The 24,785-nt window shown below is 71.8% G+C and carries 26 protein-coding genes and 1 riboswitch; of the genes, 10 read left to right on the top strand and 16 right to left on the bottom strand.

Going from position 1 to position 24,785, the window contains the following annotated elements; all coding sequences use genetic code 11:
- Positions 1 to 154: 154 nt before the first annotated feature.
- Positions 155 to 1,363 (bottom strand): ornithine--oxo-acid transaminase, encoded by a 1,209-nt coding sequence (gene rocD / locus ACRRSS_RS31545; protein WP_435974446.1) that lies wholly within the window; start codon positions 1,361 to 1,363, stop codon positions 155 to 157.
- A gap of 183 nt (positions 1,364 to 1,546) precedes the next feature.
- Positions 1,547 to 1,637, top strand: a riboswitch (ZMP/ZTP riboswitch).
- Between the two features lie 73 nt (positions 1,638 to 1,710).
- On the opposite strand from rocD, the gene glyA reads away from it, so the two are divergent.
- On the top strand, positions 1,711 to 2,976 hold the full coding sequence (glyA, locus tag ACRRSS_RS31540) for a serine hydroxymethyltransferase (protein ID WP_435974445.1): 1,266 nt from the start codon (positions 1,711 to 1,713) through the stop codon (positions 2,974 to 2,976).
- A gap of 177 nt (positions 2,977 to 3,153) precedes the next feature.
- Here the strand turns inward: glyA and ACRRSS_RS31535 are convergent, their stop codons facing one another.
- On the bottom strand, positions 3,154 to 3,954 hold the full coding sequence (locus ACRRSS_RS31535; RefSeq protein WP_435974444.1) for a hypothetical protein: 801 nt from the start codon (positions 3,952 to 3,954) through the stop codon (positions 3,154 to 3,156).
- Positions 3,947 to 4,543, bottom strand: a complete 597-nt coding sequence (locus ACRRSS_RS31530) for an RNA polymerase sigma factor (protein ID WP_435974443.1) — start codon at positions 4,541 to 4,543, stop codon at positions 3,947 to 3,949. Before ACRRSS_RS31530 ends, ACRRSS_RS31535 begins: the two co-directional genes overlap by 8 nt.
- 113 nt (positions 4,544 to 4,656) lie before the next feature.
- Between ACRRSS_RS31530 and trpS the strand changes: the two genes are divergently transcribed.
- A complete protein-coding gene (gene trpS / locus ACRRSS_RS31525; RefSeq protein WP_435975470.1) occupies positions 4,657 to 5,667 on the top strand; it encodes a tryptophan--tRNA ligase in 1,011 nt (336 codons plus the stop codon).
- A 94-nt stretch (positions 5,668 to 5,761) separates the two neighbouring features.
- A complete protein-coding gene (locus tag ACRRSS_RS31520) occupies positions 5,762 to 6,358 on the top strand; it encodes a 2'-5' RNA ligase family protein (protein ID WP_435974442.1) in 597 nt (198 codons plus the stop codon).
- 149 nt (positions 6,359 to 6,507) lie between these two features.
- On the opposite strand, the gene ACRRSS_RS31515 is transcribed toward ACRRSS_RS31520, so the two are convergent.
- Together ACRRSS_RS31515 and ACRRSS_RS31510 are read right to left on the bottom strand one after the other, a co-directional pair.
- Entirely contained in the window at positions 6,508 to 7,263 is a 756-nt protein-coding gene (locus tag ACRRSS_RS31515; protein WP_435974441.1) for a decaprenylphospho-beta-D-erythro-pentofuranosid-2-ulose 2-reductase, read from the bottom strand.
- On the bottom strand, positions 7,260 to 7,466 hold the full coding sequence (locus ACRRSS_RS31510) for a hypothetical protein (RefSeq protein WP_435974440.1): 207 nt from the start codon (positions 7,464 to 7,466) through the stop codon (positions 7,260 to 7,262). The genes ACRRSS_RS31515 and ACRRSS_RS31510 overlap by 4 nt, the downstream gene beginning before the upstream one ends.
- Positions 7,467 to 7,608: 142 nt before the next feature.
- Between ACRRSS_RS31510 and ACRRSS_RS31505 the strand changes: the two genes are divergently transcribed.
- The gene (locus tag ACRRSS_RS31505; RefSeq protein WP_435974439.1) at positions 7,609 to 8,517 is read left to right on the top strand and encodes a YihY/virulence factor BrkB family protein; all 909 of its coding nucleotides are present in this window, start codon (positions 7,609 to 7,611) and stop codon (positions 8,515 to 8,517) included.
- On the opposite strand, the gene ACRRSS_RS31500 is transcribed toward ACRRSS_RS31505, so the two are convergent.
- Positions 8,441 to 9,706 (bottom strand): D-alanyl-D-alanine carboxypeptidase family protein, encoded by a 1,266-nt coding sequence (locus ACRRSS_RS31500; RefSeq protein ID WP_435974438.1) that lies wholly within the window; start codon positions 9,704 to 9,706, stop codon positions 8,441 to 8,443. The genes ACRRSS_RS31505 and ACRRSS_RS31500 overlap by 77 nt on opposite strands.
- 109 nt (positions 9,707 to 9,815) lie before the next feature.
- Here ACRRSS_RS31500 and ACRRSS_RS31495 point away from each other — a divergent pair, with 109 nt between their 5' ends.
- The 3 genes from ACRRSS_RS31495 (at position 9,816) to ACRRSS_RS31485 (ending at position 13,282) form a co-directional block, all read left to right on the top strand.
- Positions 9,816 to 10,109, top strand: coding sequence for an SCO4848 family membrane protein (locus ACRRSS_RS31495; protein WP_435974437.1), 294 nt, complete (start codon positions 9,816 to 9,818; stop codon positions 10,107 to 10,109).
- A gap of 46 nt (positions 10,110 to 10,155) precedes the next feature.
- A complete protein-coding gene (locus tag ACRRSS_RS31490; protein WP_435974436.1) occupies positions 10,156 to 11,535 on the top strand; it encodes a metallophosphoesterase in 1,380 nt (459 codons plus the stop codon).
- A 193-nt stretch (positions 11,536 to 11,728) separates the two neighbouring features.
- Complete coding sequence (locus tag ACRRSS_RS31485) at positions 11,729 to 13,282, top strand: ABC transporter substrate-binding protein (RefSeq protein WP_435974435.1); 1,554 nt, start codon at positions 11,729 to 11,731, stop codon at positions 13,280 to 13,282.
- Positions 13,283 to 13,380: 98 nt separating this feature from the next.
- Here ACRRSS_RS31485 and ACRRSS_RS31480 read toward each other — a convergent pair whose 3' ends face one another.
- From ACRRSS_RS31480 to ACRRSS_RS31470, 3 genes are read right to left on the bottom strand one after another with little or no spacing between them, the layout of a single operon-like run.
- Positions 13,381 to 14,133: a TetR/AcrR family transcriptional regulator gene (locus ACRRSS_RS31480; protein ID WP_435974434.1), complete on the bottom strand. Its 753-nt coding sequence runs from the start codon at positions 14,131 to 14,133 to the stop codon at positions 13,381 to 13,383.
- A gap of 10 nt (positions 14,134 to 14,143) precedes the next feature.
- Positions 14,144 to 14,563, bottom strand: coding sequence for a thiol-disulfide oxidoreductase DCC family protein (locus tag ACRRSS_RS31475; RefSeq protein WP_435974433.1), 420 nt, complete (start codon positions 14,561 to 14,563; stop codon positions 14,144 to 14,146).
- A 6-nt stretch (positions 14,564 to 14,569) separates the two neighbouring features.
- Positions 14,570 to 15,004, bottom strand: a complete 435-nt coding sequence (locus ACRRSS_RS31470) for a hypothetical protein (RefSeq protein ID WP_435974432.1) — start codon at positions 15,002 to 15,004, stop codon at positions 14,570 to 14,572.
- 126 nt (positions 15,005 to 15,130) lie between these two features.
- On the opposite strand from ACRRSS_RS31470, the gene ACRRSS_RS31465 reads away from it, so the two are divergent.
- Positions 15,131 to 15,901, top strand: a complete 771-nt coding sequence (locus tag ACRRSS_RS31465) for an alpha/beta fold hydrolase (protein ID WP_435974431.1) — start codon at positions 15,131 to 15,133, stop codon at positions 15,899 to 15,901.
- Positions 15,902 to 15,980: 79 nt separating this feature from the next.
- Here ACRRSS_RS31465 and ACRRSS_RS31460 read toward each other — a convergent pair whose 3' ends face one another.
- On the bottom strand, positions 15,981 to 17,219 hold the full coding sequence (locus ACRRSS_RS31460) for an MFS transporter (protein ID WP_435974430.1): 1,239 nt from the start codon (positions 17,217 to 17,219) through the stop codon (positions 15,981 to 15,983).
- Between the two features lie 85 nt (positions 17,220 to 17,304).
- Here ACRRSS_RS31460 and ACRRSS_RS31455 point away from each other — a divergent pair, with 85 nt between their 5' ends.
- Positions 17,305 to 17,904 carry a MarR family winged helix-turn-helix transcriptional regulator gene (locus ACRRSS_RS31455; RefSeq protein ID WP_435974429.1) on the top strand — a complete coding sequence of 200 codons (600 nt, stop codon included), beginning with the start codon at positions 17,305 to 17,307 and terminating at the stop codon, positions 17,902 to 17,904.
- Between the two features lie 45 nt (positions 17,905 to 17,949).
- On the opposite strand, the gene ACRRSS_RS31450 is transcribed toward ACRRSS_RS31455, so the two are convergent.
- The 6 genes from ACRRSS_RS31450 to ACRRSS_RS31425 all read right to left on the bottom strand — a co-directional run bounded on the left by ACRRSS_RS31450 (position 17,950) and on the right by ACRRSS_RS31425 (position 22,724).
- Positions 17,950 to 18,474, bottom strand: coding sequence for a hypothetical protein (locus ACRRSS_RS31450; RefSeq protein ID WP_435974428.1), 525 nt, complete (start codon positions 18,472 to 18,474; stop codon positions 17,950 to 17,952).
- 81 nt (positions 18,475 to 18,555) lie between these two features.
- Complete coding sequence (locus ACRRSS_RS31445; protein WP_435974427.1) at positions 18,556 to 19,314, bottom strand: succinate dehydrogenase iron-sulfur subunit; 759 nt, start codon at positions 19,312 to 19,314, stop codon at positions 18,556 to 18,558.
- Positions 19,314 to 21,068: a succinate dehydrogenase flavoprotein subunit gene (sdhA, locus tag ACRRSS_RS31440; RefSeq protein WP_435974426.1), complete on the bottom strand. Its 1,755-nt coding sequence runs from the start codon at positions 21,066 to 21,068 to the stop codon at positions 19,314 to 19,316. Before sdhA ends, ACRRSS_RS31445 begins: the two co-directional genes overlap by 1 nt.
- 25 nt (positions 21,069 to 21,093) lie before the next feature.
- On the bottom strand, positions 21,094 to 21,573 hold the full coding sequence (locus ACRRSS_RS31435; protein WP_435974425.1) for a succinate dehydrogenase hydrophobic membrane anchor subunit: 480 nt from the start codon (positions 21,571 to 21,573) through the stop codon (positions 21,094 to 21,096).
- Between the two features lie 8 nt (positions 21,574 to 21,581).
- Positions 21,582 to 21,962 carry a succinate dehydrogenase, cytochrome b556 subunit gene (gene sdhC, locus ACRRSS_RS31430; RefSeq protein ID WP_073809812.1) on the bottom strand — a complete coding sequence of 127 codons (381 nt, stop codon included), beginning with the start codon at positions 21,960 to 21,962 and terminating at the stop codon, positions 21,582 to 21,584.
- A 192-nt stretch (positions 21,963 to 22,154) separates the two neighbouring features.
- On the bottom strand, positions 22,155 to 22,724 hold the full coding sequence (locus tag ACRRSS_RS31425; RefSeq protein WP_435975469.1) for a 2-oxo-4-hydroxy-4-carboxy-5-ureidoimidazoline decarboxylase: 570 nt from the start codon (positions 22,722 to 22,724) through the stop codon (positions 22,155 to 22,157).
- Between the two features lie 281 nt (positions 22,725 to 23,005).
- On the opposite strand from ACRRSS_RS31425, the gene ACRRSS_RS31420 reads away from it, so the two are divergent.
- Positions 23,006 to 24,625, top strand: coding sequence for a beta-N-acetylhexosaminidase (locus ACRRSS_RS31420; RefSeq protein WP_435974424.1), 1,620 nt, complete (start codon positions 23,006 to 23,008; stop codon positions 24,623 to 24,625).
- Positions 24,626 to 24,785 lie beyond the last annotated feature (160 nt).

Below are 24,785 nucleotides of genomic sequence, written 5' to 3'. Positions count from 1 at the left end.
GACCCGGCCCGCCCCCGCCAGACCCGGCCCGACCGGACCCGGCCCGCCCCCGCCAGACCCGGCCCGACCGGACCGGACCGGACCAGACCCGGCCCGACCGGACCCGACCCGGCCCGGCGCGGCCCGCGTCCGTCGCCCCCGGGAACGGAGTTCGTCACTCCGCCGACAGCACCCCCCGCAGCTGCTCCAGACCCCAGTCCAGGTCCTCCTTCGAGATGACCAGCGGCGGCGCGATCCGGATCGTCGAGCCGTGCGTGTCCTTCACCAGGACACCCCGCTCCATCAGCTTCTCCGAGATCTCCCGGCCCGTGCCGCGCGAGGGCGCGATGTCCACGCCGGCCCACAGGCCGCGCCCGCGCACCGCCTCCACCGCCCCACCGCCGACGAGGAGCCCCAGCTCCGCGTGGAGGTGCTCGCCCAGCTCCGCCGCCCGCTCCTGGTACTCGCCCGTCCGCAGCATCGCGACCACTTCGAGGGCCACCGCGCAGGCCAGCGGGTTCCCGCCGAACGTCGACCCGTGCTCACCCGGCCGGAACACCCCGAGCACCGAACGGTCGGCCACCACCGCCGACACCGGCACCACCCCGCCGCCCAGCGCCTTCCCCAGGATGTACACGTCCGGCACCACACCCTCGTGCTCGCACGCGAACGTCCGGCCCGTCCGGCCCAGACCCGACTGGATCTCGTCCGCCATGAACAGCACGTTCCGCCGGTGCGTCAGCTCCCGCACCCCCGCCAGATAACCGGCCGGCGGCACCAGGACCCCCGCCTCGCCCTGGATCGGTTCCAGCAGCACCGCCACCGTGTTCTCGGTGACCGCCGCCTCCATCGCCGTCAGGTCCCCGTACGGCACGATCTCGAACCCCGGCGTGTACGGACCGAAGTGGTCCCGCGCCTCGTGGTCCGTGGAGAAGCTGACGATCGTCGTCGTCCTGCCGTGGAAGTTGTTCGCCGCGACCACGATCTTCGCGTGCCCGTCCGGCACGCCCTTCACCTCGTACCCCCACTTCCGGGCGGTCTTCACGGCCGTCTCGACCGCCTCCGCGCCGGTGTTCATCGGCAGCACCGCCTCCTTGCCGCACAGCTCCGCGAGCCGTGCGCAGAACTCGGCGAACCGGTCGTGGTGGAAGGCGCGCGAGGTCAGCGTCACCCGCTCCAGCTGGGCCTTCGCCGCGTCGATCAGACGCCGGTTGCCGTGCCCGAAGTTGAGCGCCGAGTACCCGGCGAGCATGTCGAGGTAGCGGCGCCCCTCGACATCGGTCATCCAGGCGCCGTCCGCCGAGGCGACGACGACCGGCAGGGGGTGGTAGTTGTGAGCGCTGTGCGCCTCCGCCGAAGCGATCGCGTCTTGTGTGCTCGACACGGGATCTCCGTTCGTCCTGCGGCTCGGGGGGTGACCCCGACGAGGGGGTGTGGCCCCTGTTTCTATCGTCGCTCGGATGCCGGGCGGGGAAACCTCGCGTACGGCGCGCCCTTCGCCGGTGTCCCGCCGGTCGGCCCCCGCTCCCCGGTCGGCCCCGACCGACCGGCCACCCGCTACGCTGAGAACACGCACGGCGACTGGCGAACGGGGAAGCGACCCCGGGGGAGCCGTGCGCGGCAGACCACACGAGACGCCGCCCGCCTGGGCGTCACGGGACCAGAGTCCCGCGTGGCGCCGCGCCTCTCACGCAGTGTCCCGGGACCCGCCGACGCCCGGAGGACACCACCATGACCGCACCGCAGCACCCCGCACTCGCCGCCGCCGATCCCGAGCTCGCCGCCCTCGTCGGCGCCGAGGAGAGCCTCCAGGCGGAGACCCTGCGCCTCATCCCCAGCGAGAACTACGTCTCCGCCGCCGTCCTCGAGGCCTCCGGCACCGTCCTCCAGAACAAGTACAGCGAGGGCTACCCCGGCCGCCGCTACTACGAGGGCCAGCAGAACATCGACCAGGTCGAGACCCTCGCCGTCGAGCGCGCCAAGGCCGTCTTCGGCGTCGACCACGCCAACGTCCAGCCCTACTCCGGCTCCCCGGCCAACCTCGCCGTCTACCTCGCCTTCGCGGAGCCCGGCGACACCGTGATGGGCATGGCCCTGCCCATGGGCGGCCACCTCACCCACGGCTGGGGCGTCTCCGCCACCGGCAGGTGGTTCCGCGGCGTCCAGTACGGCGTCCGCCACGACACCGGCCTCGTCGACTTCGACGAGGTCCGGGAGCTCGCCCTCAAGGAGCGCCCGAAGGTGATCTTCTGCGGCGGCACCGCGCTGCCCCGCACGATCGACTTCGCCGCCTTCGGCGAGATCGCCCGCGAGGCCGGTGCCGTGCTCGTCGCCGACGTCGCCCACATCGCCGGCCTCATCGCGGGCGGCGCCCACCCGTCCCCGGTCCCGCACGTGGACGTGATCTCCACGACCACCCACAAGACCCTGCGGGGCCCGCGCGGCGCCATGCTCATGTCCCGCCAGGAGCACGCCAAGGCCCTCGACAAGGCCGTCTTCCCCGGCCTCCAGGGCGGCCCGCACAACCAGACCACCGCCGCCATCGCCGTCGCCCTCCGCGAGGCCTCCCTGCCCTCCTTCCATGACTACGCGCACGCCGTCGTCGCCAACGCCAAGGCCCTCGCCGAGGCGCTCCTCGCCCGAGGCTTCGACCTGGTCTCCGGCGGCACCGACAACCACCTGATCCTGATGGACCTCACCCCCAAGCAGGTCCCCGGCAAGATCGCCGCCAAGGCCCTCGACCGGGCGGGCATCGTCGTCAACTACAACACCGTCCCCTACGACCCCCGGAAGCCCTTCGACCCCTCCGGCATCCGCATCGGCACCCCCTCCCTCACCTCCCGTGGCCTCACCACCGCGCACATGGCGCAGGTCGCCGAGTGGATCGACCGCGGTGTCGCGGCCGCCGGCACGGGCGACGAGGAGGCCCTCCGCGCGATCCGCGCCGAGGTCGCCGACCTGATGTCCGCCCACCCGGCCCCGGGCCTCCCGGTCTGACCCTCTGACCCGGCGGCCCAGCCCGGACCCGGCGGCCCAGCCCGGACGGCGGCCCAGCCCAGCCCGAACCGGGCGGCCCCGCCCGGACCGGGCCGCCCAGCCCCGCCCCGCCTAGCCCTGTCCAGTCCCCCGGAAATGGGCGGGGCAGCTGAGCGCGGCCCCGCCCCGCCCCGGGCGTCAGCCCGTGGACTCCGCCGCTCTCCGGGCCTCCTCGCGGTCCGGTATGCCCTCCAGCCGGAAGGTGAGCGCGCCCCCGTTCCTCGTCCAGAGGAGCGTGGGGCCCGCCGTGCGGACCTCATGGGTCCAGGGCGCGCCCGTCCCGTCCGTCATCGGGAAGGTCAGCAGGTGCGGGGCCGCGAACCAGTAGCCCTGGGCGCCGTCCGGCAGGTCGACCCACTGCGGCCGCGTCCTGACCTGCTTGGCGAAGCCGATGTCGAGGCGGGCCGGGAACTCGTCGAGCCGGACCGTCCGCTCTCCCTCCCGCCAGCACAGGCTGATCACCGCCCGTCCCCGCTCCGCCGACCCCGTCACCGCGACCGCGTCCGGCGCGCCCAGCGCCCGGGGTATCAGCGGCTCGAAGCCCGCCAGACGCCCGGCCTCCGCCGGCGGCACCGGCTCCGGGCAGCCCGGGACCGCGCCACCCTCCGGAACAGGGCGCCCGCCGGGCACGTACCGCACGGACACCCCGCCGAAGCCGAACCACTCCGCCACCGCCGCCCGCACCGGCGGAGTGAGCGCGAGCACGATCAGCACCCCGGTGAGCCCCGCCACCAGAGCCCGCCACCGCGCACGCGCCCAGCCTCGTGCCGATGCCCACCACCGGCGCCCCGCCGGCGGCGGCTCGGGCACCGGGGTCGGCACCTGCTCGGCGAGGAGCTGCGCCAGGACCCGCTCGGCCATCGACCCGCCGTCCACGTCCGGCACCCGCAGGCGCCGTCCCAGCTCCCTCAGCTCGTCCGGCAGACCCTCGTCAGCCACGCTCCCCACCTCCCTCCAGGCCTTCTCCCAGCACGCGTCCCAGCTTCTTCAGAGCCCGGCTCAGCCGGGACTTCACCGTCCCCTTCGGCCAGCCCAGCGCCTGTGCGGTCTCCGTCTCGTCCAGCTCCAGCAGATAACGGTGGATCACCACCTGCCGGTGGTCCTCGGTGAGACCGTCGAGCGCGTCGAACAGCCGCCGGCTCCGCTCCCGCGCCTCGGCCGCGACCGCCGGGTCCGCCGACTCGGGTATCCGCGGCTCGCCCCCGAGCAGGTCCGCCTCCCGGTCGGCGACGGCCCGCTGCCGACCCGCCGAGCGCACTGTGTTCCTGGTCTCATTGACGACGATCCGCACCAGCCACGGCCGGAACGCCGCGCCCTCCTGGAAGCGCCCGAGCGAGCGGTACGCCTTGAAGAAGGCCTGCTGCACCACGTCCTCGGCCTCCGCGCCCGCGCCGCACGCCACCGCCGCTCTCAGCGCGACCGCCGTGTGCGCGCGCACCAGCTCCGCGTACGCCTCCGGCTCCCCGGCGCGTACGCGTGCGATCACCGCGGCCTCGTCGTCGACCAGGCCCCCCTCCCGCGTCCTCACACTCTTGATACACCGGCAGTCCGGGATCGGTTCCCACACCTGAGAGAATGATGTGCATGGCCTCTGACAGCCCGCCCGTCGCCCACCACCACCCTCAGGGGAATGGCTTCGCCATGCAGCATCGCCCGCGAGTGCTCTCCGGAATCCAGCCCACGGCAGGCTCGTTCCACCTCGGCAACTACCTCGGCGCCGTCCGCCAGTGGGTCGCCCTCCAGGAGACCCACGACGCCTTCTACATGGTCGTCGACCTGCACGCGATCACGGTCCCGCAGGACCCCGCCGAGCTGCGCGCCAACACCCGGCTCGCCGCGGCCCAGCTGCTCGCCGCCGGTCTCGACCCGGAGCGCTGCACCCTGTTCGTCCAGAGCCACGTCCCCGAGCACGCCCAGCTCGGCTGGGTCATGAACTGCCTCACCGGCTTCGGCGAGGCCTCCCGCATGACCCAGTTCAAGGACAAGTCCGCCAAGCAGGGCGCCGACCGCGCCACCGTCGGCCTCTTCACGTACCCCATCCTCCAGGTCGCGGACATCCTGCTCTACCAGGCGGACCAGGTCCCGGTCGGCGAGGACCAGCGCCAGCACATCGAGCTGACCCGCGACCTCGCGGAGCGTTTCAACGGGCGCTTCGGCGAGACGTTCACGATCCCGGCGCCGTACATCCTCAAGGAGACGGGCAAGATCTACGACCTCCAGGACCCGGCGATCAAGATGAGCAAGTCGGCGTCGACGCCGAAGGGCCTCATCAACCTCCTGGACGACCCGAAGACCAGCGCGAAGAAGGTCAAGAGCGCGGTCACCGACACCGACACGGTAATCCGTTTCGACCCGGCGAACAAGGCCGGCGTCTCCAACCTGCTCACGATCATGTCCACGCTCACCTCCACGTCCGTCGCCGACCTGGAGAAGAGCTACGAGGGCAAGATGTACGGCGCGCTGAAGACGGATCTCGCGGAGGTCATGGTGGACTTCGTCACGCCGTTCCGGACCCGCACCCAGGAATACCTGGACGACCCGGAGACGCTGGACTCGATTCTGGCCAAGGGAGCGGAGAAGGCCCGCGCCGTCGCCGCCGAGACGCTGGCGCAGACGTACGAGCGCATCGGCTTCCTGCCCGCCAAGCACTGAGTCCAAGGACCCTGGCCCAAAGGGTGGTGCAGGCCGCACACTGGCGGCTGCACCACCACCACACACAAGTCGACCGACGACGGAGGAGAACGACGTGGGGACCGTAACGCTCGGCGTTTCGATCGCGGTCCCGGAGCCCTACGGCAGCCTGCTCCAGGAGCGGCGCGCCGGCTTCGGGGACCCGGCCGCTCACGGCATCCCCACGCACATCACGCTCGTCCCGCCGACGGAGGTCCCGGAGGAGCGGCTGCCGGAGATCGAGGCGCACCTCGCCGGTGTCGCCGCCGACTACGAGCCCTTCCCCGTCCGACTGAAGGGCACCGGGACCTTCCGTCCGCTCTCGCCGGTGGTCTTCGTGAAGCTGCGGGAGGGCGTGCCCCTCTGCAACCGGCTCCAGCACCAGATCCGCGACGAGACGGGCCCGCTCGCGCGCGAGCTGCAGTTCCCGTACCACCCGCACGTCACCGTGGCGCACGCCATCTCCGAGGAGGGGATGGACCGGGCGTTCGAGGAGCTCGCCGGGTACGAGGCGGCCTGGACCTGCCGTTCCTTCGCCCTGTACGAGCAGGGCCCGGACGGGGTGTGGCGGAAGCTGTACGACTACGAGTTCGGCAGCGGCCGCCCGATCTCGGCCGTCCCGGCGCAGGGCGGCAGCCCGGTCGACACGCCGACGGGCACGCCGACCGCCTGACGGCACACCGACGGGTGCGCCGACCGGCTGCACGGCCCCCGTCCGGCCCGACCGGCCGACGGAGCCCCGCCCCGGGCAACCGGCCGGCCGACGGAGCCCCGCCCCGCGCAACCGGCCGACCGACGGAGCCGCGCCCCCGCGCCCCCGTGTCACACCGGCAGCCGCCGGAACAGCGGCCGCGGGACGTGCCGTACCGCCGCCATCACCATCCGCAGCGCCCCCGGCACCCACACCGTCTCCGAGCGGCGCCGCAGCCCGAGTTCGATCGCGCTCGCGACCGCCTCCGGCGTGGTCGCGAGCGGTGCCTCCGCGCGCCCGGCCGTCATCTTCGAGCGGACGAACCCGGGCCGTACGACCATCACGTGCACCCCGGTTCCGTGCAGCGCGTCCCCGAGCCCCTGGGCGAAGGCGTCGAGCCCCGCCTTCGAGGAGCCGTAGATGAAGTCGGCGCGCCGGGCCCGCTCGCCCGCCACCGAGGAGAGCACCACGAGCGAGCCGTGGCCCTGCGCCTGGAGCGCGGCCGCGCACACCAGGCCGGCCGAGACGGCGCCGGTGTAGTTGGTCTGCGCGACGCGGACGGCGGCGACCGGGTCGGACTCGTCGCGCGCCTGGTCGCCGAGGACCCCGAAGGCGAGGAGGACCATGTCGATGTCGCCCTCGGTGAAGATCTTGCCGAGCCGTTCCTCGTGGGACTCGGTGTCGAGCGCGTCGAACGGGACGGTCCGCACGTCCGCGCCGAGCGCGCGCAGCGAGTCGGCGGCGGCCGTGAGCGCGGGGGAGGGGCGTCCGGCCAGCCAGACGGTACGGGTGCGGCGGGCGATCAGTCGGCGGGCGGTGGCGAGCCCGATCTCGGAGGTGCCGCCGAGGACGAGCAGGGACCGGGGGGCACCGAAGGCGTCCTTCAATGTGAACTCCTGGAGATCGAGACGGGCCCGAGGCGGAGACGGGCCCGAGGCGGATGCGGGCCGGCGGCCGAGGAGACCGCCCGGCGGGCGCGGCGGCGGTGCGGTGCGCCGTACGGGGCGTGGTCGCCGCGCGTGGGGACGGCGCGGCCGGTGGCGGCGCCCCCGGCGTGCGGGTCGTCCGGGGCGCGGGTCTCGACAGCCATGGAGGGACCGTATAGCCGCCTCCGCGGCTTATGCCGGTATTGGCGGCGCGCGGGATGTCGCTCGCGGCTCCCGGGGCTCCGCCGGGGGATTCTCGTACTGCGCGCGGCGCGCACCGCACGGATCGAGGGGTAGGCGTACGACATGGACTGGCTGACCAAACTCCCCGTCATCGGCCCATGGGTCGTCCGGCTCATGCGGACGCATGCCTGGCGCTCGTACGAGACCCTCGACGAGGCCCATTGGACCCGGCTCGCCGCCGCGATCACCTTCGTCTCGTTCCTGGCGCTGTTCCCGCTGATCACCGTCGCCGCGGCGGTGGGGGCGGCGCTCCTCAGCAAGGACCAGCTGGACCGGATCGAGGAGAAGATCAGCGACCAGGTGCCCGGCATCTCCGACCAGCTCAACATCAGCGGGCTCGTCGACAACGCCGGCACCGTCGGGCTCGTCGCCGGCGCGCTGCTGCTCGTCACCGGCGTCAGCTGGGTCGGCTCGATGCGGGACTGTCTGCGCGCGGTGTGGGGGCTCGACGACATCGAGGGCAACCCGGTCCTGCTCAAGGGCAAGGACGGGCTCATCCTCATCGGTCTCGGCGGCGTCGCCCTCGCCTCGCTCGCCGCGTCCTGGCTCGGCTCCACCGCCGTCGGTTGGTCCGCCGACCGGCTCGGCATCTCGGGCGAGGGGGCGGGGGGCTACCTCCTCCAGACCGCCGCCGTCCTGGTCGCGGTCGTCGCCGACTTCCTGATCCTGCTGTACGTCCTGACGCTGCTGCCGGGCGTGGAGCCGCCACGCCGCCGGCTCGTCGTGGCGGCGCTCATGGGCGCGGTCGGCTTCGAGCTGCTCAAACTGCTGCTCGGCGGCTACATGCGGGGCGTCGCGGCGAAGTCGATGTACGGGGCGTTCGGCGTGCCGGTCGCCCTGCTGCTGTGGATCAACTTCACCGCGAAGCTGCTGCTGTTCTGTGCCGCGTGGACGGCTACGGGTTCACGTCGGGATCCTGCCGCGAGCGACGACGGCGTGCCGCCGCCGAGGCCAGTGGCCAGCGGCGGTTGACCAGGAAGACGGCGCCGGCGAGGAGCACGAGCGCGCCGCCCGTCACGCCGAGCGCGATGCCGACGCCGCCGGACCTCTCCTCGGTGGCCGTCCGGACGGTGCCGCCCGGGGCGTCCTTGCCGGGGCCGGGCAGCGAGCCGTCGGCGGGGGCGGTCGTCTCGGTACGGGCCGACCTCGGCGGCACCAGTTCGCCGACCGGGGTCACCTTCCCGGCCGCGGCGAAGCCCCAGTCGAGCAGCCGGGCGGCCTCGCGGTAGACCGCGTGCTGTTCCTTCGAGGAGGGGTTCATCACGGTCACGAGGAGGACCTTGCCGTTGCGCTCCGCGACCCCGGTGAAGGTGGCACCCGCGTGCGTGGTGTTGCCGTTCTTGACCCCCGCGATGCCCTGGTACGGGGCGACGCCCAGGTCGCCCGTGAGCAGCCGGTTGGTGTTCTGGATCTCGAAGGTCTCGCGCTTCTTGCCCGGCTTGGTCTCGCCGGGGAAGGCGGCGCGGGGCGTGGCGGCGTACGCGCGGAAGTCGGGATTCTGCATGCCGCTGCGGGCGATGAGTGTCAGGTCGTACGCGGAGGAGACCTGGCCCGGGGCGTCGTAGCCGTCCGGGGAGACCACGTAGGTGTCGAGCGCCTGGAGTTCGGCCGCGCGGTCGTTCATGTCCTTCACGGTCTGGGGGAGGCCGTTGTTCATCTGGGTGAGGACGTGCACGGCGTCGTTGCCGGAGCGGAGGAAGACGCCGAGCCACAGGTCGTGGACGCTGTAGGTCTGCTTCTCCTTGATGCCGACCAGGCTGGAGCCCGCTCCTATCCCGGCCAGGTCCGCCGTGGTGACCAGGTGGTTCATCTTCTTGTCGAACTTCGGCAGGAGGGCGTCCGCGAAGAGCATCTTGAGGGTGGACGCGGGGGCGAGCGGCCAGTGCGCGTTGTGCGAGGCGAGGATCTCGCCGCTCTCCGCGTCCGCGACGATCCAGGAACGGCCGGACAGCTCCTTCGGCAGCACCGGGGCGCCGGGTCCCAGCTTCACCTGCGTGCCGGGGTTGCCGAGCAGCGGTCCGCCGAGCGAGGACATCGCGTTGGGGGGCTTGGGCTGCTTGTCCTTGTCGTCCTTCGGCTCCGCGTGGGCGGGCACGGCGGTGAGGAGCGGCAGGAGCACAGCAGCGGTGACCGCCCAAGCGGTCTTCTTCGAAGCAGACACGGTCGTGAACGTACAGGTACGGAAGAAGGATCCGAACCCCGGCTGGCGCTTCGGTCGGGCCCGTCCACCCGGACGCGGGGCCCCGGGGACGGGCGGTGATACTGGGGACATGAAGCTCAGCCGCCGCGTCTCCTGGTTCCTGCTCGCGTTCGGGGTGTGGAGCTGGGTCATCTGGATCACTTTCGTCAAGAACCTGTGGAACGACGGGAGCGGCCTCGCCTTCGACGACGCGGGCGACCCGACGGCCTACTTCTGGGTTCATCTGCTGCTTGCCGTCACGTCCTTTGTCCTGGGGACGGTGATCGGGGTGCTCGGGTTGCGTGGGGTGCGCGCCGCGCGCCACGAAAAGGGCGGCATCCGTGAGGACGATCGGATCCGCGAGAACGGCGAGATCCGCGGCTAGCGGTCGGTAGCAGCGCGAGCGGTACGTAGAAGAGGGGTTCCGGGGCGTGGTCGTCTTCCTGCTGGTTCTGGTCGTGGTCCTGGCGCTGCTCGGCGCGGTCCACTGGTACGTGTGGCGGCGCCTCGTGCGCGACGTCACGACGCGCGGGAGCCTGCCGCGCCGCCTGGGCACGGCCGCCGTCGTGGCGCTGCCGCTGCTCTCGTTCGCCGCCCTGGGCTCCTCCCGCGCCGGAGCCCCCTTCGTGCTCCAGCAGGTGGTCGCCTGGCCGGGCTTCCTGTGGCTCGCGCTGCTCCTGTACGTGGTCCTCGCCCTGGTCGTCGGCGAGGCCGTCCGGCCGGTCCTGTACGCGTGGCTCGGCCGCCGTGCGAAGGCGGCGGCCCCGGAGCCCGTCGCCCTCCCGGTCCCGGCCCCCCAGCCCGTACCGGCGAACGCGGAGAACCCGGCGGCGGAGACGACGGGCCCGGCCGCGCCGTCGGCACCGGCCACCCTGGCCACCCCGACGGAACCGGCCGCCCCGGCCTCGCCGGCCGAGACCGTGGAGCCGAAGGAGGCCGCCCCGACGGCCGACCGGCCGTCGGACCACGCGTCCCCCGCCGAGGTCTCCCGCCGGCTGTTCGTCTCCCGGGTCGTCGGCGGCGCCGCGGCCGCCGCCGCGGTCGGGACCGTCGGATACGGCGCCTACGGCGTGCTGCGCGGCCCCCGGATCAAGCGGGTCACCGTCCCGCTCGCCAGGCTTCCGCGCGCCGCGCACGGCTACCGGATCGCCGTCGTCTCCGACATCCACATCGGACCGATCCTGGGCCGCGCCCACACCCAGCGGATCGTGGACACGATCAACTCCGCCCAGCCCGACCTGGTCGCGGTCGTCGGCGACCTCGTCGACGGCACCGTCGAGAACCTGGGCCCCGCCGCCGAGCCGCTCGCCCGGCTCCGCGCCCGGCACGGCTCCTTCTTCGTGACCGGCAACCACGAGTACTTCTCGGGCGCCGACGCCTGGGTCGACCACGTCCGCGAACTCGGCCTGCGCCCGCTGCGCAACGACCGCGTGGAGATCGCGGCCGGCTTCGACCTCGCGGGCGTCGACGACATCGCGGGCGAGAGCGAGGGCCAGGGCCCCGACTTCGCCCGGGCCCTCGGCGACCGCGACCGGGCCCGGGCCGCGGTCCTCATGGCGCACCAGCCGGTCGTCATCCACGACGCCGTACGCCACGGCGTGGACCTCCAGCTCTCCGGCCACACCCACGGCGGCCAGCTCTGGCCCGGCAACCACCTCGCCGAACTGGCCAACCCGACCGTCGCCGGGCTGGAGAGGTACGGGGACACCCAGCTGTACGTCTCGCGGGGCGCGGGCGCCTGGGGGCCGCCGGTCCGGGTCGGGGCGCCGTCCGACATCACGATCGTCGAACTCGCCTCGAAACAGGCGTAACCGGGGTGGGGTGACTCCCTGCTCCGAGAGCGATACGTGCTGCTCATCGACTTAAATTCGCATTTCACGGACATATACCTGTGGTGTGCAAGTTTCCCCTTCCACTTGTGAATTCCGTGTGATGGGATGACGCCATCGCGACGTTTCCGGGGGGTCGTCGCAGCTGGGGTGGACGAAAAAAGGAAGCACGGCAATGCGGTCGACGGTCCGTCTGCGGATCCTCATCACTTGTGGAGTACTGGTGGCCGCCGGAGTAGGGGGCTGGCAACTCCTGCCCTCCGACGGTGGCCGAACCGATCCCATCAGCGTCGGCACAACCGACGCGATCACTTCACTGGACCCGGCCGGCGCGTACGACGCCGGATCCTGGGCCCTCTACAGCAACGTCTTCCAGTCGTTGCTGACGTTCAAGCCGGGGTTCACGACCCCCGTCCCGGACGCGGCGGAGAGCTGCAAGTTCTCGGACACCAAGCTCACGACGTACCAGTGCACGCTCCGCGACGACCTCTCCTTCGCCAACGGGCGGAAGATCACGGCCGAGGACGTCACCTACTCCTTCGAGCGGATGCTGCGGATCAAGACGGACGTAGGCCCCCAGGCCCTCTTCCCGACCCTGAAGAGCGTCACGTCCGAGGGCCGTACCGTCACCTTCCACCTGAGCGGCCGGGACGCCACGTTCCCGCTGAAGGTGGCCACGGGTGCCGGCTCGATCGTCGACAAGGACCAGTACCCGGCGAACAAGCTGCGGACGGGCTCCGGGGTCGACGGGTCGGGGCCGTACGTCCTCAAGGAGTACAAGGAGGGCGAGTCCGCGCTCCTGGAGCCCAACCCGAACTACCGGGGCGCCATCACCAAGAGCGGCGGCCCGGTCCTCGTGCGGTACTTCGGCCAGTCCGAGGAGCTCGCCACCGCCTGGAAGACGAAGGACGTCCAGGTGACGCACCGGCAGCTCCCGCCGGACTTCATCTCGACCCTGGACACCAAGGACGGGACGCGGGTCACCGAGGCGGAGAGCGCCGAGATCCGCAACCTCAACTTCAACGTCCGGCCGGGCTCGCCCATGGCCGACAAGGCCGTACGGCAGGCGGTCGCCGCCGTCCTCGACCGTCCGGCGATCACCACCGGCGCCTACAAGGGCACGGTCGAGCCGCTGTACTCCCTCATCCCGCAGGGCTTCGTCGGGCACAGCACCGCCTTCTACGACATCACGCCGGAACCGAGCGCCAGGAAGGCCAGGGAGCTCCTGAAGGACGCCGACGTGAAGACCCCGGTGAAGTTCACCTTCGGCTACCGCAAGGACGCCACCTACGGCGCCGAGACCGCCGAGATCAAGCGGCAGCTGGAGGAGACCGGTCTCTTCGAGGTCGAGGCCGTCGAGGTCAAGTGGACGGAGTTCCAGAAGGCGTACGCGAAGGGCACCTACGACGCGTACACCGTCGGCTGGCTCCCCGACTTCCCCGACTCCGACAGCTTCACGGCGCCGCTCGTCGGCACCGGGAACACCCTGCACAACGGGTTCTCCAGCAAGCGGATCGACACCCTGATCTCCTCGACGCAGCAGTTCAGCGACCGCTCCCGGGCGACCTCCGACTTCAGGGAGATCCAGGACGAGGTCGCGACCGACGTCCCGCTCGTCCCGCTGTGGCAGAAGAAGGACTACGTCCTCTCCACGGAGGGGGTCGCCGGCTCCCAGTACCTGACGGACGGTACGGGCATCTGGCGTCTGTGGGAACTCGGCTGGATCTAGGGGGCGTCCTGTCGATCAGGCCGGGCTCGCGGCGTGACCGGCGGGCCACCCCGTGGTGGACCGGGGGCCGGTCCTCGCCACGAGGCGGGCCCCGTCCCTCACGAGGTCTCCGGCGGCTTCGCGGCGGCCCGCTTCTTGGGCTTGCCCGAGGCCGCCATTCCCGCCGCCGTCGGCATGAAGTCGGAGAGCAGCTCGTGCGTCTCCTTGACCAGTGGACGCAGGATCCGGAACCGGGAGAGCGAGATCGCGCGGGCCGTGACCGGCGCGAGCCGCTCCACCAGTCGGCGGCTGTTGGCGGCGCCCTCCGAACGGTCGTACACCCAGAAGAGCACCAGGCCCATCTGCTGGAGCCACAGCAACTGCGGCAGGGCCTCGGCCAGTTCGGGGTCGACCTTCACCGAGGCGCCGGAGATGACCCGTCGGTGGACCTCGATGGCCGCCTCGCGCGGGCCCTCCGACTCGGGGGAGAAGGGGCTGAGCGGGCTGTCGGGGTCGGCGGCGTTCTTGAAGAACTGGGCCGCGAACTCGTGGTACGGCTCCGCGATGTCCAGCCAGCCGAGGTAGACCCCCCGGATCCGGGCCGTCAGGTCCCTCTCGCCGCCGGTCAGGATGGGCTCGACGGCCGCCTGGTGCTCCTCGGCGATCCGGTCGTAGAACCCCTGGACGAGGTGTTCCTTGGAGGAGAAGTAGTAGTACGCGTTCCCGACGGAGACCCCGGCCTCCTGGGCGATGGCCCGCATCGTCGTCTTGTCGTAACCGCGCTCCCGGAACAGCCGGAGCGCGGTTTCGAGGATGAGCGTGCGGGTCTGCTCGCTCTTCGGGGCCTTCTTCTCTTCCTTCACGTCGTTCACAGGGCCGAGCCTAGCCGGGCGGACCTGGCACCTCGCAGTGCCCGTCCTCGCAGGCTCCGCCCCCGCCGCCGGGCCCCTTGAGGGCCGCCCGCCACTTCGCCGCCGCGAGCACGGTCATCCGGGCGAAGGGCTGCCCGGCGGGGGTGGCGAGCCAGTGGGCCTTGGGCCGGTACTCGGCCAGGGCCCAGAGGCAGACGATCCAGGCGGAGGTCTCCCGGTAGACCTGGCCCCGGTCCCCGACGACGGTGATCTCCCGCAGGGTGGCGGCGTGGTCGAGCTCCGGGAACCGGCGCCTGGCCTCCCGCGACCCGGCCGGCACGAGGTCGAGCGGGACGAGCTGCCGCTGGCGCAGCAGCCAGTGCCTGAGGTGCACGCAGAGCGGGCACTCGGCGTCGTACAGCACGGTCAGGCGTCCCACGGGGGTCGGCACGGCGGTTCAGCCCTGGGGTGCCGGCGGGGCCCACGGACCGGCCTTGGGCGCGTTGGTCCATCCCTGCGGGCCGACCGGCGGCACCTGCTCGCGCTCCATGACCCCGCGGCGCCGGATCTTGTTGAGGACGTACACGTTCCCGAGGTGCATCACGCCGAGGACGAGCAGGACGACCCCGAGCTTCACGGAGAGCGCCTCGAAGAGCGCGCGGGCGTCGAGGACGGCGTCGTCCTGGCTCAGGTAGAGGGCGACGAAGCCGAAGTTGACGAGGTAGAAGCCGACCACGAGGAGGTGGTTGACCGCCTCGGCGAGCTTCTCGTTGCCGTGCAGGACGTCCGCGAGGAAGATCCTTCCGTTGCGGCTGAGCGTGCGCGCGACCCAGATGGTGAGGGCCACGCTGATCAGCAGGTAGACGATGTACGCGACGACAGTGAGGTCCATGCCCCACGCTCCCTTGAACGCGTTCAAAAGCTGGCGTACATGACTGTAGACCTCTCTTTGAACGTGTTCAAGTGGGGAGGGTAAACCTGCTGGACCGCACCGGTGCCACCCCCTAGGGTCACCCGGGTGACGCTCTCTCATGACCTGGCCGGACAAGGCCCCTCGACCGTTCTCCTACTGCACTCCGGGGTCTGTGACCGCCGGATGTGGGAGGGGCAGTTCCACGCGCTCGCCGAGGCGGGCCACCGCGTCGTCCGCTGCGACCTCCGCGGCTTCGGGGAGACCCCCGTCGAAGCCGCCCACACCCACGCCGACGACGTGCGCGACCTCCTCGACCACCTCGGGATCGACCGTGCCGCCGTCGTCGGCTCCTCCTTCGGCGGCAAGGTCGCCCTGGAGTTCGCCGTCCGCCACCCCGGCCACGTCTCCGCCCTCGCCCTGCTCAACTCCGGCATCCCCGGCTTCGCGCCCAGCGAGGAGCTGGCCGCCTGGGGCGCCCGCGAGGACGAGCTGATCGAGGCGGGCGACCTCGACGCCGCCGTCGAGCTCAACGTCGAGACCTGGCTCGGCCCCGAGGCCGGGCCCGAGGTCCGCGCCCTCGTCCGGGAGATGCAGCGGCACGCCTTCGAGGTCCAGCTCGCCGTCCCCGACGAGTTCTCCCCCGTCCGGCTCGACATCACCCCCGACGACCTCGCCGGCATCAAGGTCCCCGCCCTCGTGGTCGCCGGGGCCCACGACGTGCCCGACTTCCGGGCGGTCGCCGACGAGCTCACCCGCCTCCTGCCCGGCGCCCGCCGCGTCGACCTCGACTGGGCCGGCCACCTGCCCGCCCTGGAGCGCCCGGCCGAGACGGCCCGCCTGCTCACCGACTTCCTCGCGGAGACCGCGGCGCTCTAGGGGGCGTCACACCGACGAGCCGGGCCCGCACCTCACGGTGCGGGCCCGTTTCCGTGTGCGCCCACCGGCGCCCCGGGCCTCAGTTTCCGGTTCCGAACCTCCGTACCCCGGGGACGAGCGCCGTGCCCAGGCAGCAGCCGCCGACCACCACCGCGGCGGCGAGCAGCGGCACCTCGGGTCCCCAGGCGGCGGCCGCGAGCGGGGCGAGGGCGTACCCGAGGGGCATCGCGGCCAGGGAGAGGAGCCAGTCGTACGAGGTGACGCGGGCCAGCGCGTGGGCGGGCACCGCCCGCTGGACGGCGGTCTCCCAGACGGGGGAGAGGAAGCCGAGCCCGGCCTGCGCGAGCCCGTAGGCGGCGATCGTCAGCGGCGCGGGCGCGGCGACCGCGAGCAGGACCAGCGGCAGGGCGTACGTGGCGAGCCCGAGGTTGGCCGCCAGGACCGGGCGCCGGGGGCGGGCCCGGCCGGCGAGCAGCGCGCCGAGGAGGAATCCGACGGCGCCGACCTGGAGCAGAAGGACCCAGGTGGCGCCGCCGCCGAGCCGCTGCACGGCGACGGCGGGGCCGAGGGTCATCAGGACGGCCGCGGCGCCGTTCCAGGCGCTGTGGCCGATCAGGCTGGTCCAGTACCAGTCGCGGGTGCGGACCTCCTGCCAGCCCTCCGCGAGGTCGGCGCGGAGCGAGCGGCGGGGGATCGGTACCCGCTTCACCCGTACCGCCGCCAGGAGCAGGGCGCTGAGAGCGAAGGTGGCCGCGTCCAGGACGAAGGCCCAGCCCGGCCCCACGGTCAGGACCAGCGTGCCCGCGAGTGCCGGGCCGCCGAGGCGGGTGGCGCTCTTGGCGATGCCCAGGGCGGCGTTGGCGCGGTGCAGGGCCTCGGGCGCGACCGTTCCCTTCACCAGGGGGGAGCCGGTCGGCATGGCGAAGGCGCCGGCCGCGCCGCCGAGCGCCTCGGCGACGGCGAGGACGGCGAGGCTGGGGGCGCCGCCGAGGAGTTGGACGGCGACGACGAGCTGGGTGACGCAGCGTACGAGATCCGTGGTGAGCGCGACCGTGCGGGCGTCGAAGCGGTCGCCGACGACGCCGCCGAGGGGCAGCAGGAGCAGCTTGGGGACCATCGCGCAGCCGAGGACCAGGGCGAGCGCCGACGTGGAGCCGGTGGCCTCCAGGACGGCCAGGGCGAGGGCGGCGGGGATCGCGGCGTCGCCCAGGAGGGAGAGGGTGCGGCCGGCGAGGAGCAGCCGGAAGGGGCGGGTGCGCAGCGGGTGCGGGACGGGCGGCGGGGCAGGCGGGAGCGTCGTACCGGTGGCAGCGGTCATGACCCCAAGAGTATTTCGGTTCCGAATAATTCGTCAACGAAATACTTCTCGTGAGCTTCCTCGCCCGCCGACGTACGATCACCTCATGGCGCACTCCGAGGAACCGCGTACCCCGAGCGAGCGGCATACGCCCGGCGGACAGGGTGTGCCCGGCGAACCGCGCATCCCGAGCGGTCCCCTCGACTGGACCGACGAGCACGTCGCCCGCTGGCAGCCCGTCCTGCCCGGCCTCGACCCGGTCGTCGAGGGCGCCGTCACCCGGATGAAGAAACTCTCCGTCCACTTCCGCCGGGTCAGGGAACAGTCGCTCGTCGACTTCGACCTGGAGCGGCACGAGTTCGACACCCTGCACAAGATCGCCGGCCGTGGCGGCAGCGCCGCCCCCTCCGAGCTCGCCCAGGACCTCGACCTGGCCCCGGCCTCCGTCTCCGGCCGCCTCGACGCCCTGGAGAAGCGCGGCTTCGTCCGCCGTACCCAGTCCACCGTCGACCGGCGCCGGGTCGTCGTCGAGCTCACCGCCGCCGGGCACGAGACCTGGCTCGGCGCGATGGACGTCCTCGGCCACGAGGAGTACCGCCTCCTCGGCGTCCTCACCCCCGAGGAACGCGCCCTCCTCAACGACATGCTCCGCCGCGTCATGGTCGAGGCGGAGGCGACGGAGACGACCCGCTCCTGGCACGGCTGAAGGACCCGGAGGCGATGCCTCGGGGTCCCTCGGGGTGGCGGCCGGTCACATGCTCAGGGACCGCGCGTAGTTGAGCTGGCCCATCACCCAGTGGATGGTGTCCGGGCCGCGCGCCGGGATCATCGTCGAGTGGTGCCTGCCGCCGCTGGTCACCGTGACCTGGATGAAGCCGGTCGTCTGCTTCTCCTTCATCAGCAGGAACAACAGGCCCAGCAGGCAGAAGACGAAGAAGATGACCGCGAGGACGATCGCGACCGTGGGCATCTTCTCCTCGGTCCGCGACATGTCCATCGCGTTCCACACGGCGCCCTTCAGGGGCATCGGCCCGGCGGGCGTGATGATCTGGTCGCCCACCACGGTGATGTCACCCAGGCTCAGCACCGGGGTTCCCGCCCCCGCGACGCCCTGCGGCACCGGGGCGTGCCGCGGCTGAACGGGCACGCCTTCCGGCAGGGTCGGCTGGTACGACGGGGACTGCGGGTACGGGTACCCGTAGGCCGGCGTCCCCGGCTGCTGCTGCCCGGGACCCCACTCGTACTCCTCCGGCCGGTAAGGGTTCGGCTCGCTCATCAGTCCCCGTCCTCAGTAGGAAAAAGCCCGCTCCTGCACGCCGCAGCGTACAGAAGCGGGCCGAAGCACCGAACCGTCCGGTCAGAAGCGACGCGTGATCAGCGCGCGCTTGACCTCCTGGATCGCCTTCGTGACCTCGATGCCACGCGGGCAGGCGTCCGTGCAGTTGAACGTCGTGCGGCAACGCCACACGCCGTCCTTGTCGTTCAGGATCTCCAGGCGCTGCTCGCCCGCCTCGTCACGCGAGTCGAAGATGAAGCGGTGCGCGTTGACGATCGCGGCCGGACCGAAGTACTGGCCGTCGTTCCAGAAGACCGGGCAGGACGACGTGCACGCGGCGCACAGGATGCACTTGGTGGTGTCGTCGAAGCGCTCGCGGTCCTCGGCGGACTGCAGACGCTCGCGCGTCGGCTCGTTGCCCTTGGTGACCAGGAACGGCATGACGTCCCGGTACGCCTGGAAGAAGGGCTCCATGTCGACGACGAGGTCCTTCAGCACCGTGAGGCCCTTGATGGCCTCGACGGTGATCGGCTTCTCGGGGTTGAGGTCCTTGATCAGCGTCTTGCAGGCGAGCCTGTTCTTGCCGTTGATCCGCATCGCGTCCGAGCCGCAGATGCCGTGCGCGCACGAGCGACGGAAGGTCAGCGTGCCGTCGACGTCCCACTTGATCTTGTGGAGGGCGTCGAGCACACGCTCCTTCGGGTCGATCTCGATCTGGAAGTCCTCCCAGACCGACGCGTCCGACACCTCGGGGTTGAAGCGGCGGATCCGCATCGTGACCGTGATGTACGGCGAGGCGGCGGAGTCCTTCTCCACCTTGTCCAGTACGGGGGTAGCCATCAGTACTTACGCTCCATCGGCTGGTAGCGGGTCTGGACGACCGGCTTGTAGTCGAGACGGACGGTCTCGGAGCCGTCCTCGCCGACCTCGCGGTACGCCATGGTGTGACGCATGAAGTTGACGTCGTCGCGGTTGGGGTAGTCCTCGCGGTAGTGACCGCCGCGGGACTCCTTGCGCGCCAGGGCCGAGACGGCCATGACCTCGGCCAGTTCGAGCAGGTTGCCCAGCTCGATGGCCTCCAGGAGGTCCGTGTTGAAGCGCTTGCCCTTGTCCTGGATGGACACGTTCTCGTAGCGCTCGCGCAGCTCGGCGATCTTCTCGACGGCCGTCTTGATCGTCTGCTCGGTGCGGAACACCATGACGTTGGCGTCCATGGTCTCCTGCAGTTCGCGACGGATGTCCGCGACCCGCTCGTGACCGGTGGAGTTGCGCAGCCTCTCGATCGTCGAGACGACGAGGGACTCCGGGTTCTCCGGCAGCTCGACGTAGTCGTGCTTGGCGGAGTACTCGGCCGCGGCGATGCCGGAGCGCTTGCCGAAGACGTTGATGTCGAGCAGCGAGTTGGTGCCCAGGCGGTTGGCGCCGTGCACCGACACGCAGGCGACCTCGCCGGCCGCGTACAGGCCCGGGACGACGGTGGTGTTGTCCGACAGGACCTCACCCTCGACGTTGGTCGGGATGCCGCCCATGGCGTAGTGCGCGGTGGGCTGGATCGGGATCGGGTCCGTGTACGGCTCGATGCCGAGGTACGTACGGGCGAACTCGGTGATGTCCGGGAGCTTGGCGTCCAGCTGCTCCGGCGGGAGGTGCGTCAGGTCCAGGTAGACGTGGTCGCCCTCGGGACCGCAGCCGCGGCCCTCGCGGATCTCCGTGTAGATGGAGCGGGAGACGACGTCACGGGACGCGAGGTCCTTCATGACCGGCGCGTACTTCTCCATGAAGCGCTCGCCGTCCTTGTTGCGGAGGATGCCGCCCTCACCGCGGGCGCCCTCCGTCAGCAGGATGCCCATGCGCCAGATGCCCGTCGGGTGGAACTGGAAGAACTCCATGTCCTCCAGGGGCAGACCGCGGCGGTAGCAGGCGGCCTGGCCGTCACCGGTCAGGGTGTGCGCGTTGGAGGTCACCTTGAAGAACTTGCCGGTGCCGCCGGAGGCGTAGATCACGGCCTTGGCCTGGAAGACGTGGATCTCGCCGGTGGCCAGCTCGTAGGCGACCACACCGGCGGACTTCTTGACGCCGTCCTCCTCGACCAGCAGCTGGTCCAGGACGTAGAACTCGTTGAAGAACTCCACGCCCTCCTTGACGCAGTTCTGGTACAGCGTCTGGAGGATCATGTGGCCGGTGCGGTCCGCGGCGTAGCAGGACCGGCGGACCGGGGCCTCGCCGTGGTTGCGGGAGTGACCGCCGAAGCGGCGCTGGTCGATGGTGCCGTTCGGGGTGCGGTTGAACGGCAGGCCCATCTTCTCCAGGTCGAGGACGGCGTCGATGGCCTCCTTCGCCAGGATCTCGGCGGCGTCCTGGTCGACCAGGTAGTCACCGCCCTTGACCGTGTCGAAGGTGTGCCACTCCCAGTTGTCCTCCTCCACGTTGGCGAGCGCGGCGGCCATGCCGCCCTGCGCCGCGCCCGTGTGGGAGCGGGTGGGGTAGAGCTTCGTCAGGACGGCGGTGCGGCTGCGCTTCGTCGACTCGATGGCGGCGCGCATGCCCGCGCCACCGGCGCCGACGATGACGGTGTCGTACTTGTGGATCTTCATGACGTGGATTACCTCAGCCCCGTGCCTAGCGGATGTTCGGGTCGAAGGTGAAGATCACCAGCGTGCCCAGAAGGATGGTGAACACCGTGGCGGTGTACAGCAGGCCCTTGAGCCACAGGCGCGTGTTGGCCCGCTCCGCGTAGTCGTTGATGACGGTACGGAGGCCGTTGGCGCCGTGCAGCATGGCCAGCCAGAGCATCAGCAGGTCCCAGACCTGCCAGAACGGGGACGCCCAGCGGCCGGCCACGAAGGCGAAGCCGATCTTGGAGACGCCGCCGTCCAGGAAGAGCTGGATCAGCAGGTGACCGAGGACCAGGACGACGAGGACCACGCCCGAGAGGCGCATGAAGAGCCATGCGGCCATCTCGAAGTTGCCGCGGGTCGCGCGCGGGGTCTTGCCCGTGCGCTTGCGGGGGGCCTCGATGTACGGCGCGGGGTTCTCCACGTCGTAGGGGGCGCCACCCTCGACGGGGCCGATGGTGGCGGAGGTGGTGTCAGCAGACATGTCTGGCGTCAGCTCCCGAACAGTTCACGTGCGGCGTGACCAAGGATGGGGTACAGCGAGCCCGCCATCAGCACGACCCAGATGCCCACGACGGTCCAGAGCATCTGCTTCTGGTAGCGCGGGCCCTTGGACCAGAAGTCCACGGCGATGACCCTGAGGCCGTTCAGCGCGTGGAAGAGGATGGCGGCGACGAGGCCGTACTCAAGGAGAGCGACGATCGGCGTCTTGTAGGTCGCGACGACCTCGTCGTACGCCTCGGGGGAGACGCGGACGAGAGCGGTGTCCAGCACGTGTACGAACAGGAAGAAGAAGATGAGGACGCCGGTGACTCGATGAGCCACCCAGCTCCACATTCCTTCCCGGCCGCGGTACAGCGTTCCAGCCGGCACGGAAAAACCCTCCGGGAGCGGGGATCAGGGTCGGCCGGCTTCAGTGTCGGTCTGACCCGGCCGGGTACGGTCCACCGGCCCCGGTCATCGTAGCGACGACTTGTCGGTTCGTTTGCGCGGGGTCCATAGGTGTGATCAAACAGGCACGGACGGCCTATGACACAGCCCGGAATCGCCGCATTCCGGACGGAATCACGGTGCGGAGTGTCGGGGGGTGAGGGGCTCGGCGAGCCGGAACGCGAGCCGGGCGCGCGCGAGCCGCCTCAGCTCGTCGGCGGCGACCACCCGCTCCTCCTCCGCTTCGTTGCCGAGACGTGACCGGATGCCTGCCAGGACCCGGTCGAGCCGCTCCCCGGGGCGCACGCCGTCGAGGCTGATCACGAACGCGTGTCCGAAGCCGCTCTCGTACGCGGCGTGGGCGGCCCGCAGCGCGGTGCGTGCCGCGGGCGGCGCGTCGGGGTGCGGCAGGGCCGAGGACTCGGCGGCCAGGGCCTCGTCGAGATCCGCGCGGGACAGGTCGTACCCGGCCTCGTCGGCGGCGGCGAGCAGGGCGTCCACGGTGGGGTAGGGGCGGTGCGCCGCCACCCGTTCGGCCCAGCGGCGGCTGTGGCAGCAGGAGAGGAGCACGGCCTCGGCCTCGGCGGGCGTGGCGGCGTTGAAGCCCGCGAGCCCGCGCGGGGACGGGCCCAGGTTCTGGGCGGGCAGGGCAGGCGTGTCCGTGGAGCCCGGCGTACGGCAGGGGACATGGATGTCGCTGGTCAGCGTGGGCTCCGGTACTCCGGGACGGGTGGGGCGGGTCGCGCGGGGACGGGCGCGAGGTGATGGGGCGCGAGGTGTGGAGCGCGATGAGGTGAGGCGCGATGGGGTGGGTGTGACGCAACGTTATCGACGGGACGAGGGAAGTGTCCGACGGATGCGCGAATTTCACCCGGAAGGGAGAGTTTCGGAACAGAAGATGGACGAAAGGGTTCCGGTCCGTCCCTTCCCCGGGGCGCAACGTCCCCCCGATTGGCCTGACCGTCCGCCGTAAGGGAGGATTCCGAATGATGCGGTACTCCATACGGGGGCCCCGCCGGGGCTCCGCACTTCTGGCGACCGCGGTGGCACTGGCCACCGTGGCGGCCTGTTCCGGCGGTTCTCCGTCCGGGTCCGGCCCGTCCGCCTCCTCCTCTTCCGGTACGTCCGCGGGCGCCGCGCCCACCAGCGCGCCGCCGCCCAGCCCGACACCGACCAGGACCTACCCGCTCTCCACCGCGCCCCTCACGGTCCCCGCCGTCTCCGCCCACGAGGCCGCGCGCGGACCGGGCTGGAAGCCCGTGCCCACCGCCGGGATCGTCATCGCCGCGGGCAGCGAGGGGCTCGCCGACGAAGCGCGACTGCTCGCGGGCGAGCTCAAGATCGCCTACCGGGGCGCCGTCGCCGCCCGCGCGGGCGACGTCGAGCTGGCCCTCGGCGGCAAGGGCGCCCCGGAGTCGTACACGCTGACCACCCGCGACGACCGGGTCAGGATCACCGGCCCCGACCAGGCGGGCGTCTTCTACGGGACCCGCACCCTCAAGCAGTCGGTGAAGGGCTCGGGCGCGATGCCCGAGGGCACCGTCACCGACGCCCCGGCCAAGCCCCAGCGCGGACTGAACCTCGACATCGCCCGCAAGTTCTTCACCGCGGAGTGGATCGAGGCCCGGCTCCGGGAGATGGCCGACCTCAAGCTCAACCAGTTCGGACTGCACTTCTCCGACGACCAGGGCTTCCGGATCGCCTCGGACACCCACCCCGAGATCGTCTCGGCCCAGCACCTCACCAAGGCCGAGGTGCGCCGGATCCTCGCCCTCGCGCAGACCCTGCACATCACCGTCGTGCCCGAGATCGACTCGCCCGGACACCTCGGCGCCGTCCTGCGCGCCCACCCCGACCTGCAGCTGCGCAACGTCCAGGGGGTCCCGCGCCAGGGGGCCATCGACATCTCGAAGCCCGCCTCCGCGCGGCTCGTCGACGAGCTGCTGCGCGAGTACGCCGCGCTCTTCCCCGGCGGCTGGTTCCACGTCGGCGCGGACGAGTACCAGGCGCTGACCGTCCGCTCGCCCGAGGCCTCCTATCCGCAGCTCGCCACGGCGGCCCGCCAGAAGTACGGAGCGCAGGCGCGCGTCCAGGACCTGGCGGAGGGGTGGCTGAACGACCGCGCCGCGGTGGTCCGTGACACCGGCAAGGTGCCGAAGGCCTGGAACGACGGCTTCTTCCGGGGCGGTGTCGTCCACGCCGACCAGGGCATCGAGGTCGAGTACTGGACCGGGAAGGAGATCGGCGCCCGGCCGCCGGCCGAGTACCTGGCCGAGGGCCGCAAGGTCGTGAACCTCAACGACGAGTTCCTCTACTACGTGCTCGGCGAGCCCAACGACTTCACCTACCCCACCGGCCGCCGCATCTACGAGCAGTGGACCCCGCTGGTGCTCCGGGGCACGACCCCGGTCCCGGCGCGGTACGACTCCCAGATCCTGGGCGGCCGGTTCGCCGTCTGGTGCGACCTGTCCCGGTCGCAGACCCCGGCGCAGGTGGCCGACGGGATCCGGATGCCGCTGACGGCGACGGCCCAGAAGCTGTGGGACGAACGCGCGCCGACGGCGACCTGGGACCAGTTCCGGGCGCTGGCGCAGCGGGTGCGGTGAGCACGTCCGCCGGCGGAGCGCGTACGGCCGACCTCCTCCGCCGGTCCGAGCGCGGACCCTATGCAGGACGTGAGGCCACTGGCATGATTCCGGCCGCGCAGTGACGAAAACGCGCCCCTCGGCGCAGTAGTGGAAGTACTGCGTCCGTATCGGGTGGCGA

The organism is Streptomyces sp. Qhu_M48 (genome assembly GCF_051305195.1).
In the GTDB taxonomy this organism is placed as follows: domain Bacteria; phylum Actinomycetota; class Actinomycetes; order Streptomycetales; family Streptomycetaceae; genus Streptomyces.
The sequence above is the reverse complement of the archived record's forward strand: the minus strand, read 5'-3'. Positions and strand labels throughout refer to the sequence as shown.

Bases quoted from the DNA above. Each gene is read 5' to 3' on its own strand.
- glyA (WP_435974445.1), top strand. From the start codon at position 1,711: ATGACCGCACCGCAGCACCCCGCACTCGCCGCCGCCGATCCCGAGCTC.
- ACRRSS_RS31460 (WP_435974430.1), bottom strand. From the start codon at position 17,219: ATGACCGCTGCCACCGGTACGACGCTCCCGCCTGCCCCGCCGCCCGTC.
- ACRRSS_RS31450 (WP_435974428.1), bottom strand. From the start codon at position 18,474: ATGAGCGAGCCGAACCCTTACCGGCCGGAGGAGTACGAGTGGGGTCCC.
- ACRRSS_RS31420 (WP_435974424.1), top strand. From the start codon at position 23,006: ATGATGCGGTACTCCATACGGGGGCCCCGCCGGGGCTCCGCACTTCTG.
- ACRRSS_RS31455 (WP_435974429.1), top strand. From the start codon at position 17,305: ATGGCGCACTCCGAGGAACCGCGTACCCCGAGCGAGCGGCATACGCCC.
- ACRRSS_RS31445 (WP_435974427.1), bottom strand. From the start codon at position 19,314: ATGGCTACCCCCGTACTGGACAAGGTGGAGAAGGACTCCGCCGCCTCG.
- sdhA (WP_435974426.1), bottom strand. From the start codon at position 21,068: ATGAAGATCCACAAGTACGACACCGTCATCGTCGGCGCCGGTGGCGCG.
- ACRRSS_RS31470 (WP_435974432.1), bottom strand. From the start codon at position 15,004: ATGGACCTCACTGTCGTCGCGTACATCGTCTACCTGCTGATCAGCGTG.
- ACRRSS_RS31505 (WP_435974439.1), top strand. From the start codon at position 7,609: ATGGACTGGCTGACCAAACTCCCCGTCATCGGCCCATGGGTCGTCCGG.
- trpS (WP_435975470.1), top strand. From the start codon at position 4,657: ATGCAGCATCGCCCGCGAGTGCTCTCCGGAATCCAGCCCACGGCAGGC.
- ACRRSS_RS31435 (WP_435974425.1), bottom strand. From the start codon at position 21,573: ATGTCTGCTGACACCACCTCCGCCACCATCGGCCCCGTCGAGGGTGGC.
- ACRRSS_RS31485 (WP_435974435.1), top strand. From the start codon at position 11,729: ATGCGGTCGACGGTCCGTCTGCGGATCCTCATCACTTGTGGAGTACTG.
- ACRRSS_RS31510 (WP_435974440.1), bottom strand. From the start codon at position 7,466: ATGGCTGTCGAGACCCGCGCCCCGGACGACCCGCACGCCGGGGGCGCC.
- ACRRSS_RS31495 (WP_435974437.1), top strand. From the start codon at position 9,816: ATGAAGCTCAGCCGCCGCGTCTCCTGGTTCCTGCTCGCGTTCGGGGTG.